Origin of the sequence: Streptococcus suis (genome assembly GCF_002964575.1) — a bacterium.
In the GTDB taxonomy this organism is placed as follows: domain Bacteria; phylum Bacillota; class Bacilli; order Lactobacillales; family Streptococcaceae; genus Streptococcus; species Streptococcus suis_R.
On sequence record NZ_POQQ01000063.1, the window covers coordinates 26,578 to 38,067 of the forward strand.

11 protein-coding genes and 1 pseudogene are annotated in these 11,490 nt (G+C 43.9%); all 12 read left to right on the plus strand.

The features are described from left to right. Window positions 1–97 precede the first annotated feature (97 nt). Window positions 98–772 (plus strand): ribose-5-phosphate isomerase RpiA, encoded by a 675-nt coding sequence (rpiA, locus tag C1E58_RS09540; RefSeq protein WP_105210179.1) that lies wholly within the window; start codon window positions 98–100, stop codon window positions 770–772. 131 nt (window positions 773–903) lie between these two features. Further along, entirely contained in the window at window positions 904–2,115 is a 1,212-nt protein-coding gene (locus C1E58_RS09545; protein WP_105210180.1) for a phosphopentomutase, read from the plus strand. Then, window positions 2,115–2,471 (plus strand): arsenate reductase family protein, encoded by a 357-nt coding sequence (locus C1E58_RS09550; RefSeq protein ID WP_105210181.1) that lies wholly within the window; start codon window positions 2,115–2,117, stop codon window positions 2,469–2,471. Before C1E58_RS09545 ends, C1E58_RS09550 begins: the two co-directional genes overlap by 1 nt. A gap of 11 nt (window positions 2,472–2,482) precedes the next feature. Then, a complete protein-coding gene (locus C1E58_RS09555; protein ID WP_105125329.1) occupies window positions 2,483–3,292 on the plus strand; it encodes a purine-nucleoside phosphorylase in 810 nt (269 codons plus the stop codon). Window positions 3,293–3,317: 25 nt separating this feature from the next. Continuing rightward, window positions 3,318–3,479 (plus strand): hypothetical protein, encoded by a 162-nt coding sequence (locus C1E58_RS12100; RefSeq protein WP_002940467.1) that lies wholly within the window; start codon window positions 3,318–3,320, stop codon window positions 3,477–3,479. A gap of 21 nt (window positions 3,480–3,500) precedes the next feature. Next, window positions 3,501–4,214, plus strand: coding sequence for a purine-nucleoside phosphorylase (deoD, locus tag C1E58_RS09560; protein ID WP_105210182.1), 714 nt, complete (start codon window positions 3,501–3,503; stop codon window positions 4,212–4,214). Between the two features lie 145 nt (window positions 4,215–4,359). Further along, window positions 4,360–6,627: a glycogen/starch/alpha-glucan phosphorylase gene (locus tag C1E58_RS09565; RefSeq protein ID WP_105210183.1), complete on the plus strand. Its 2,268-nt coding sequence runs from the start codon at window positions 4,360–4,362 to the stop codon at window positions 6,625–6,627. Window positions 6,628–6,855: 228 nt separating this feature from the next. Further along, on the plus strand, window positions 6,856–7,992 hold the full coding sequence (gene hemW / locus C1E58_RS09570; RefSeq protein ID WP_014638299.1) for a radical SAM family heme chaperone HemW: 1,137 nt from the start codon (window positions 6,856–6,858) through the stop codon (window positions 7,990–7,992). 12 nt (window positions 7,993–8,004) lie between these two features. After that, on the plus strand, window positions 8,005–8,745 hold the full coding sequence (locus tag C1E58_RS09575) for an acyl-ACP thioesterase domain-containing protein (RefSeq protein ID WP_105210184.1): 741 nt from the start codon (window positions 8,005–8,007) through the stop codon (window positions 8,743–8,745). After that, window positions 8,732–9,028, plus strand: a pseudogene (locus C1E58_RS09580) (NUDIX hydrolase); the annotation flags it as partial. The gene C1E58_RS09575 and the pseudogene C1E58_RS09580, both read left to right, overlap by 14 nt. Window positions 9,029–9,358: 330 nt before the next feature. Then, the gene (locus C1E58_RS09590) at window positions 9,359–10,177 is read left to right on the plus strand and encodes a replication initiator protein A (protein ID WP_105210185.1); all 819 of its coding nucleotides are present in this window, start codon (window positions 9,359–9,361) and stop codon (window positions 10,175–10,177) included. A 148-nt stretch (window positions 10,178–10,325) separates the two neighbouring features. Further along, window positions 10,326–11,490: DNA cytosine methyltransferase (locus tag C1E58_RS09600; RefSeq protein ID WP_105210186.1), on the plus strand; the 1,165-nt coding region annotated here is incomplete at its 3' end.

Here is an 11,490-nt window from a genome sequence, read left to right on the forward strand (position 1 = left end):
AGGGTGATTTTTGTCTAGATTTTTTTAGAAATCAGTGGGCAGAAGGCTGGAACCGTGCTATAATGAATGTAAACGGTTTAGCTGAAAGGAGCAATTCATGACGAATTTAAAGGAACAGGTTGGAATTAAGGCGGCGGAGTTTGTGAGGGATGGTATGATTGTTGGCTTGGGAACAGGGTCAACGGCCTACTATTTTGTCCAAGAAATCGGTCGTCGGGTGCAGGAAGAAGGCTTGCAGATTACTGGTGTAACAACCTCTCATGCCACTGCAGACCATGCAGCTTCTTTAGGAATTCCTTTAAAGAATATAGATGAAGTTGACTATGTAGATTTGACAGTTGATGGAGCTGATGAAGTTGACGGAGCCTTCAACGGTATCAAGGGTGGCGGAGCCGCCCTGCTCATGGAGAAGGTGGTTGCGGTCAACAGCAAGGACAGTATCTGGATTGTGGATGAATCCAAGGTAGTTGATACCCTTGGAGCCTTCAAGTTGCCAGTGGAAGTGGTGCAATATGGTTCTGAAAATCTCTTCCGTCACTTCGAGAAAAAGGGCTATCGCCCAAGTTTTCGGATGAAGGATGGTCAGAAACATGTGACAGATATGAAGAATTTCATCATTGACCTTGATTTGCAACGGATTGAAGATAGCTATGCTCTGGCTGACGAACTGGATAAGACAGTCGGTGTCGTGGAACATGGGCTTTTCATAGGCTTGATTTCTAAGGTCATTGTCGGCACCCCACAAGGACCAAAAATTCTTGAAAAGAAATAAAGTGAAAACGCTTCTCATTTTTATTTAATGGGGAGCGTTTTTATGGTATAATGAAAAGACGAACAATGGAACCTGTATATGCAATTCAGAAGTTCACTCGTAAATACAAGTTCTTAGAAAAAGGAGTTCTTATGTCTAAATTTAAACGCATTCACCTGGTGGTTATGGATTCTGTCGGAATCGGTGCGGCACCAGATGCAGACAAGTTTTTCAACGCTGGTGTGGCGGACACGGAGTCTGACACCCTCGGTCACATCTCTGAAAAAGCTGGTTTGGCTGTGCCAAACATGGCAAAAATCGGTCTTGGAAACATTCCTCGTGACACAGCCCTTGCGACTGTTCCTGCTGAAAGTCATCCAACTGGTTATGTGACCAAGTTGGAAGAAGTGTCACTTGGAAAAGACACCATGACAGGTCACTGGGAAATCATGGGGCTTAATATCACAGAGCCATTCGACACTTTCTGGGACGGCTTCCCAGAGGAGATTTTGACAAAAATCGAAGAGTTCTCAGGCCGTAAAATCATCCGCGAGGCGAACAAGCCGTACTCTGGTACAGCTGTCATTGATGACTTTGGTCCTCGCCAAATGGAAACTGGGGAGTTGATCGTCTATACTTCCGCAGACCCTGTCCTTCAGATTGCAGCCCACGAAGACATTATTCCACTTGATGAGTTGTATCGTATCTGTGAGTACGCTCGTTCCATCACCCTTGAACGTCCAGCATTGCTCGGTCGTATCATCGCCCGTCCATACGTTGGTGAGCCAGGTAATTTCTCACGGACTGCCAACCGTCATGACTATGCCGTGTCACCATTTGAAGCAACTGTTCTCAACAAGCTTGCTGATGCAGGCGTGCCAACTTATTCTGTCGGCAAAATCAGCGACATTTTCAACGCATCAGGTATTACTAACGACATGGGCCATACCAAGTCAAACATGCATGGGGTAGATGTCTTGATTGAAACCTTGCAGTTGGCTGACTTTGAGAAAGGTTTCTCGTTTACCAACTTGGTTGACTTCGACGCTGTTTATGGTCATCGTCGTGACATCGAAGGCTACCGCGATTGCTTGCAGGAATTTGATGCCCGTATTCCAGAAATTATTGAGCACATGCGTGAGGATGACCTGCTCTTGATTACGGCTGACCATGGAAATGACCCTGCCTATGCAGGTACAGACCATACCCGTGAGTATGTGCCACTCTTGGCTTATAGCAAGTCCTTCACAGGCAGTGGTGTTTTGCCAGTAGGACATTTTGCGGACATTTCAGCGACTATCGCTGAAAACTTCGGTGTCGAAAAAGCCATGATTGGTGAGAGTTTCTTAGGAGCTCTGGTCTAATGGAACAACTGACGGTCTATTACAATCCCGACTGCAGCAAATGTAAGAAATTACAAGTCTTATTGCCCAGTCAAGACATGTACATCAAATGGGTTAATTACCTAGAAAATCCACTGACAGCGGAGGAATTGACAGCACTTTTGGAAAAAATGGGCAGTCAGCCCTCTGCAGTCATTCGGTTGACGGAAGAAGAGCGAGCAGGCTTGTCAGAAGAAGCACTTTTCCAGCGTTTAGTGGCAGAGCTTGCTCTTCTCAACCGTCCCATTATCGAGCGAGAACAGACAGCCTTTCTCTGTCGTCCCCTCGATATCATCAAGGAAAAAATGCCAGAATATGACTGGTCAGCTTATTTGTAAAGGGAGAAAATATGAGTTTACTAGCAAAAATCAATGAAACAAAAACGTTCTTAGAAGAAAAAGGTTTGGTCAAGCCAGAATTTGGTTTGATCTTGGGCTCAGGTTTGGGCGAATTAGCGGAAGAAGTAGAAAATGCAATCGTAATCGATTATGCGGACATTCCAAACTGGGGTAAATCAACAGTTGTGGGTCATGCTGGTAAGTTGGTTTACGGTGATTTGGCGGGTCGCAAGGTCTTGGCCCTTCAAGGTCGTTTCCACTTCTACGAAGGCAATCCTATGGAAGTCGTGACCTTCCCAGTTCGTGTCATGAAAGCCCTTGGTTGTGAAGGCGTGATTGTAACCAATGCCGCCGGTGGTATCGGCTACGGCCCAGGTACCCTCATGGCTATTACAGACCACATCAACATGACTGGTCAAAATCCATTGATTGGCGAAAACTTGGAAGAATTTGGTCCACGTTTCCCAGATATGTCAAATGCCTACACCAAAGAATACCGTGAGAAAGCCCATGCCGTTGCGGAAAAATTGGGTATCAAGTTGGACAATGGTGTCTACCTCGGTGTGACAGGTCCTACCTACGAAACACCTGCAGAAATCTTGGCCTTCAAGACATTGGGTGCCCATGCAGTCGGTATGTCAACCGTGCCAGAAGTTATCGTGGCAGCTCACTCAGGCATGAAAGTCTTGGGTATTTCTGCCATCACAAACTTTGCGGCTGGTTTCCAATCTGAACTCAACCATGAAGAAGTGGTAGAAGTAACCGAGCAAATCAAGGGCAACTTCAAAGGTTTGGTCAAAGCTATCTTGGCAGAGTTGTAAGATGGTTTAGAGGAGTGTGTACATTATGAAGCCTTTTAATCCAGATAAATGGATACTAATCGTTATTCTTTTGATGGCGATAGTAGCTGTCGCCTACCTCTTTTTCAAACCTGTCCACAGCATCCCTTATATCGCTATTACTACCTTACTCTTCATCTTGCTTCAAAGAAAAAATAAGAAAAAATAATTGAGAAAAGGAAAGCTCTATATGTCAATTCATATTTCCGCAAAACCAGGCGAAATCGCTGATAAGATTTTGCTTCCTGGTGATCCACTTCGTGCTAAATTTATCGCTGAAAATTTCCTAGAAGACGCAGTTTGTTTCAACGAAGTCCGCAATATGTTCGGCTACACAGGTACCTACAAAGGTCATCGTGTCTCTGTGATGGGAACTGGTATGGGAATGCCATCTATCTCTATTTACGCCCATGAGCTCATCAATGATTATGGTGTGAAAAAACTCATCCGTGTGGGAACTGCTGGTTCTTTAAACAAGGATGTTCATGTTCGTGAATTGGTTTTGGCTCAGGCAGCAGCGACCAACTCTCGTATGATCAATATTGATTGGCCAGAATATGACTTGCCACAGATTGCTAGCTTTAATCTCTTGGATAAGGCCTATCATATTGCTAAAGAGCTTAATATCACTACTCACGTGGGCAATGTCCTGTCTTCAGACAGTTTCTACTCACCAAAACTTTTCAGTCGTAACTTAGAGTTGGGTCAAATCGGTGTCAAGGCAGTTGAGATGGAAGCCGCAGCTCTTTACTATTTGGGGGCTAAATTCGGTGTCGAAACACTTGCAATCATGACCATTTCGGATAGCTTGGTCAACCCAGAAGAAGACACGACAGCTGAAGAGCGTCAAAATACCTTCACAGACATGATGAAGGTCGGTTTGGAAACTCTGATTGCTGAATAATATAAAAGGCGAACTATATACAGTTTTGTATTATAGCTTGCCTTTTTTTGTTAAATAGGGTATAATTATCGTATAGAAAACGTTTACAAAAAAATAAGAAACGTTTCTGAATGATTACATTAACATATACAAAAGGAGATAAGCAGTGATTAATTTACAAAATTTTGTCCAATCTATGTATGCCAAGCGCATCGAGGACTGTTCTGACCATGAACTTTATTATGCTTTGCTTGCATTTACTAAGCAACAGAGCGAAGCTAAGTACACCAACGAGCAGAAGAAGAAAGTCTACTACATTTCTGCAGAATTCTTGATTGGTAAACTCTTGTCTAACAACTTGATCAACTTGGGTGTTTATGATGAGGTGAAGAGCCAGCTTGCAGCTGCAGGTAAGGACTTGATTGCTATCGAAGATGTGGAGATGGAGCCATCTCTTGGTAACGGTGGTTTGGGTCGTTTGGCTGCTTGCTTCCTTGATTCCATTGCTAGTCTCGGTCTCAACGGAGATGGTGTGGGTCTTAATTACCACTTCGGACTCTTCCGTCAGTTGTTCGAATACCATCAGCAATCTGCAGTGCCAAATGAATGGATTACACCCCGTTCTTGGTTGACAGAATCCCCAATTTCTTACCAAGTGCCATTTGCTAACTTTACCTTGACGTCTAAGTTGTACGATATTGATGTGCCAGGTTATAAGACGGAGCGGAAGAACCGTTTGCGTTTGTTTGACCTTGGTTCAGTTGATGACAATATTATCTACGATGGCATTGAGTTTGACAAGGAAGACATTTTCCGTAACTTGACCCTCTTCCTTTATCCAGATGATTCGACAGATGAGGGTAAAGTTCTCCGTATCTTCCAGCAATATTTCATGGTATCCAACGCGGCTCAACTCTTGATTGATGAAGCGGTTGCCAAAGGTTCAAATCTTCATGACTTGCCTGATTACGCTGTGGTTCAAATCAATGATACCCACCCATCCCTTGTCATTCCAGAATTGATTCGTCTTTTGGAACTTCGTGGCATTTCCTTCGATGAGGCAATCGAAATTGTTAAGAAAATGACTGCCTATACCAACCATACAATCTTGTCTGAAGCCCTTGAAAAATGGCCACTTGACTTCTTGAACCATGTGGTGCCTCACTTAGTACCATTTATCGAGGAGTTGGACCGCCGTGCAAAAGAAGTGAAAAATGATCCAGCGGTTAATATCATCGATGAGCATGGTCGTGTCCACATGGCCCACATGGATATTCACTACGGCTACTCTATCAACGGTGTAGCAGCCCTTCATACTGAGATTTTGAAGACATCTGAGTTGAAAGCCTTCTACGAGCTTTACCCAGAGAAATTTAACAACAAGACTAACGGTATCACCTTCCGCCGTTGGCTCTTGCATGCTAACCCAAGATTGGCTAGCTATCTTGATGGCCTACTTGGTCATGGCTACCACCATGATGCCAGCGAGTTGGAAAAACTATTGGACCACAAAGACAGCAAAGAATTGAAGAAATGGTTGGAAGAAACCAAGCAGCACAACAAGCGTAAGTTGCAACGCCATATTGCTAAGACGCAAGGTGTGGAGGTCAATCCAGAGTCTATCTTTGACGTGCAAATCAAGCGTATGCACGAGTACAAGCGTCAACAGATGAATGTTCTCTATGTTATCCACAAGTATTTGGATATCAAGGCAGGCAATATCCCAACTCGTCCATTGACAGTCTTCTTTGGAGGAAAAGCTGCTCCTGCCTATACAACTGCTCAGGACATCATTCACTTGATTTTGGTCTTGTCACAGGTTATCAAAAATGACCCAGAAGTGGCACCACACTTGCAGTTGGTTATGATTGAAAACTACAACGTAACGGAAGCCAGCTTCATCATTCCAGCGGCAGATATTTCAGAGCAGATTTCTCTTGCATCTAAAGAAGCATCTGGTACTGGTAACATGAAATTCATGCTCAACGGTGCCTTGACTATCGGTACAGATGATGGTGCCAACGTGGAAATTCATGAATTGGTCGGCGATGAAAATATCTACATTTTCGGTCAAGATAGCCAAACTGTTATTGACCACTATGTCAATGGTAGCTACCATCCTTATGCCTTCTACGAGCGCGAAGCTATCCGTCCATTGATTGATTTCATCACTTCTGACACTATTCGTCAGGCTGGTGGTATCGATGAACGCCTATGGCGTTTGCAGGACAACCTCAAGCACAATGACCACTTCATGACCTTGCTAGACTTGGAAGACTACATTGCAACTAAGGAAAGAATGTTGGCAGACTATGAAGACCGCGACAGCTGGTTGGATAAGGTTATCGTCAACATTGCTAAAGCAGGATTCTTCTCATCAGACCGTACTATTCAACAGTACAACGAAGATATATGGCATTTGGAAGCTAAGTAAACTAATACTCTTCGAAAATCAAAATTATCCGTTGTCAAGAGCCTAGATGAACTTCAGTTCTATCGTCGGCTTCGTTTCCTAGGCTACTTTTGATTTTCATTGAGTATAAATAAACTAAAAATGACCTTGCGGGGTCATTTTTTCTGTGTTCTGTCAGAGGTATTTCAGTTTAATAAGAAGGGAGGGCTGTAGAAAATAATTTTAGGGACAGTATGCTATAATAGTCCTATGAAAAAACGACCGACATCTGCCTATATCCACATTCCATTTTGTACCCAGATTTGTTACTACTGTGACTTTTCCAAGGTCTTTATTAAGAACCAGCCTGTTGACGAGTATTTGGCAGCCCTCATGGAAGAGGTCAAGTTTTACGACCTGCCAGCCCTCCGCACGCTTTATATCGGAGGCGGAACACCATCGGCTCTTTCGGCAGACCAGCTAGATTATCTCCTGACCAATCTAGAGGACTTGCTGGACTTGTCACAGCTGGAAGAATTCACTATTGAGGCCAATCCAGGTGACTTGACGGCAGACAAGATTGCGGTTCTGAAAAAATCCAAGTGCAATCGGGTGTCGCTTGGTGTTCAGACCTTTGATGACCGTATGCTGAAAAAAATCGGTCGTAGCCACAACCAAGCCCAGATTTATGAAACCATTGCAGCCCTCAAGGAAGCGGGTTTTCACAACATTTCCATTGACCTGATTTATGCCCTGCCTGGTCAGACCATGGAGCAGGTGGTGGACAATGTCGCCAAGGCCTTGGAGCTGGACATTCCCCACATGAGCCTCTATAGCTTGATTTTGGAGAATCACACGGTCTTCATGAACCGCCAACGCCGCGGCAATCTCCATCTGCCCAACGAAGATGTGGAGTCCGATATGTTCGACTACATTCTGCAAGAGCTGGAGAAAAACGGCTTTGAGCACTACGAAATCTCCAACTTCACCAAGCCAGGATTTGAAAGTCGCCACAACCTCATGTACTGGGACAACTCCGAGTACTATGGTCTAGGAGCTGGAGCATCTGGCTACATCGACGGCATGCGCTACCGCAACCGCGGCCCCATCCAGCACTACCTCAAGTCCATCCGCGAAAAAGGCCATTCCCGCCTGCACGAAGAATTCCTCAGCCAGACCGAGCAGATGGAAGAAGAGATGTTTTTGGGTCTACGGAAAAAAACTGGCGTGTCCATTGAGCGATTCGAGGAAAAGTTTGGTATCTCCTTTGAAGACCGCTACGGTCAGGTGGTCAGGGACTTGAAAAATGAAGGCCTCTTACAAGAAGAAGACCGTTGGCTTCGGATGACCAAAAAGGGTTTGTTTCTGGGCGATACAGTTGCCGAACGTTTCATTATAGAAGATTAGAAAGAGGACACAATGGGACTAAGCTACCAAGAAGAGTTCACCATTCCCTTTGATATGGTGGATGTCAAACAAGAAATCAAACTGCCTGACTTTATTTCCTACTGTCTTGGTGTGTCAGGTCGGCAGTCGGAAGAACTGGGTCGCAGTGACCTCTATGTTTTTCAGGAATTTGGCTTGATTTGGGTGGTGACAGATTATGAACTAACTATTCAACGCCTGCCCAAGTACAATGAAACCATTGTCATTAAAACAGAAGCGGTTGCCTACAATAAGTTTTTCTGTCATCGGATGTTTTATATCTACGATGAGGCGGGCAATCTTTTGCTGGACATTCTCTGCTATTTTGTCCTGATTGATTTTGAAACTCGAAAGGTGGCGCCTGTGCCTGAAGCCTTGATTGCTCCTTATCAGTCTGAGCAGGTCAAGAAATTGCCTCGGGCTCCCAAGTATCAGCTCTTGGAAAATCCATCTGTTCAAGAATTTCCTGTTCGCTATTTTGACTTGGATATGAATGGGCATGTCAATAATGGCAAGTACCTGGAATGGATGTATGAAGCACTGGGCTATGATTTTCTGCTCTGCCATGTCCCTAAAAAAATCCAACTCAAGTATCTTAAGGAAGTAGAGGCGACTAGCCTGGTGAGTTCACGCATGGTGGCAGAAGCTGGTGTTAGTCAGCATGAGATTGTGGTAGATGGGCATATCCATGCTCAAGCTGTCATAGAATGGAGGGAAAGTCATGTCGCAGGATAAATGGTTGGAATGGGCCGTGCGTTTACAAGCCTTGGCTCAGACAGGCTTGGCTTATGGAAAAGATGTTTATGACATGGAGCGTTTCGAAGAAATCAGACAGATTGCGGCGGAAATGTTGGTAGAGCCATCTGGACAGCCCTTGGAAGTCGTACAAGAACTCTTCTGCAACGAAACAGGCTATCAGACACCTAAGCTGGATACCCGCGCAGCTATTTTTCAAGAGGATAAAATCCTACTTGTCCAGGAAAACGATGGGCTCTGGTCCTTGCCAGGTGGGGATTGTGTCATAATAATGACAGGTGCTTAAAACGCTGATAAATCAAGGATTTGAGCGTTCTACAATCTGTCGTTAAGGAGGAAAAATTTATTTTATTATTTATAATATCGCATAAGCGAGAACATTTTAATAAGTGTTCTCGTTTTTTTATTTTCAGGAGGAATTCATGCAAAAGAAGGAACAATCATCACGCCAAATCGTGATATGTCATCTCGTGACTATTTTAGGAGTTGATATTGAGAAAGCAACTTAGCTAATTGATGAAATGGAACAAGTAGGTTTAATCCGATTTGATGAATTCGGAAATGTTGGACTTTTAGTCTTGGAGGGATAATCATGAAACGAATTACCGCTAATCAGTATCAGACATCAGAGCGTTATTATAAACTCCCTAAAATTTTGTTTGAGAGTGAACGGTATAAGGATATGAAGCTGGAGGTTAAGGTAGCCTACGCGGTTTTAAAAGATAGGTTGGAGTTGTCTTTGAGTAAAGGTTGGATTGATGAGGATGGGGCTATTTATTTGATTTATTCCAATTCAAATCTGATGGCACTTTTAGGCTGTTCAAAGTCAAAACTACTCTCTATCAAGAAAACCTTACGCGAATATGGCTTAATCGATGAAGTCCAACAGTCCTCTAGTGAAAGAGGACGAATGGCCAATAAGATTTACTTGGGGGAGTTGGAACATGAACCTACCCCTGTCTCAAATTCAGACGGGGCTAGTGTTAAAAAAACACTAGGGGAGTCTCAAAGAAAGACGGGGCCGGTCTTATATTCAGCCCCTAGTGAGACTGAAGGAAGTGAGACTAAGTATAGTGAAACTAAAGGGAGTGATTTCCTTATTGAGGACGAGGAGGAGAGGCAGCTGGTAGATGAGAAACAAGAAGAAAACTTTACTTCAAAAGTCGATGGCGTTACCAAGTACGATCGAGACTATATTTGGGGTTTGGTTCATGACCAGTTAAGACAGTCGGGGCTATCTCAGTCAGCTAGTGACTATGCCATGATTTATTTTAGTGACCGTTATCAGTATGCTTTGGAACATATGCGATTTGCTCGGTCAGCGGAAGTAATAGCTGAATATGTATTTAATGGTGTGCTGTCGGAGTGGACCAAGCAACTGAGACGACAAGAAGTAAAGGGAGGTGATTAAGTTGATTTGGTGGATACTAGGTGGAATCTATCTGATTTCCATTGTCATTTTGATTTTTGAAATCATCCGTGCACCAGAAATGGATGATCATATATAGGCAAGAGTTTTACAAGTGTAAGGCTCTTTTTTAGTTGGAAAGAGAGGAAAAATGAAATTTTTAGATTTATTTGCTGGGATAGGTGGTTTTAGGCTAGGAATGGAATTACAGGGCCATGAGTGTTTGGGCTTTTGTGAAATTGATAAATTCGCCAGAACATCTTATAAAGCCATGTTTAACACAGAAGGAGAAATAGAATACCATGACATTAAAGAGGTCACAGACCATGACTTTAGACAATTTAGAGGGCAAGTGGACATCATCTGCGGGGGATTTCCTTGCCAAGCATTTTCACTCGCAGGCAGACGATTGGGATTTGAAGATACTCGAGGGACTCTCTTTTTTGAGATTGCTCGAGCGGCCAAACAAATCCAACCACGTTTTCTATTTTTGGAAAACGTCAAAGGCCTACTCAATCACGACGAGGGACGGACGTTCGCCACAATCCTCTCCACGATGGATGAATTGGGGTATGATGTCGAATGGCAGGTGCTTAACAGTAAGGACTTCCAAGTCCCGCAGAACAGAGAGCGGGTCTTTATTATCGGACATTCTAGAAGATACCGTTCCAGATTCATATTTCCTCTCAGAAGAGAAAACAGCCCAACTCATCTTGAAAAGCTAGGAAATATCAATCCCTCTAAACGTGGTTTGAATGGTGAAGTCTATCTGACGAGTGGACTTGCTCCTACACTAACAAGAGGTAAAGGAGAGGGGGCAAAAATCGCCATTCCAGTTTTAACACCAGATAGACTAGAAAAACGGCAACATGGTCGTCGATTTAAGGACAATCAAGACCCTATGTTTACTTTGACAAGTCAAGACAGACACGGAGTTGTTGTCGCAGGAAATCTGCCGACTAGCTTTGACCAGACTGGAAGAGTATTTGACATATCTGGCTTGTCACCGACTTTGACCACCATGCAAGGTGGAGACAAGGTGCCAAAGATTTTGCTGAGGGAGGAGCTGCCATTTCTGAAAATCAAGGAAGCCACAAAAACAGGGTACGCAAAGGCAACTCTTGGAGACTCTGTTAATCTGGCTTATCCAGACTCAACCAAACGTAGGGGACGTGTGGGAAAGGGAATATCCAATACTCTGATGACTTCAGACAATATGGGAGTGGTGGTTGCTGCTCTGGAATATCGACAGGATAAGTGGTATGAAGTCACAGGTATTGTCTTAGAGGGGAAACTTTATCGCCTGAGAATAAGAC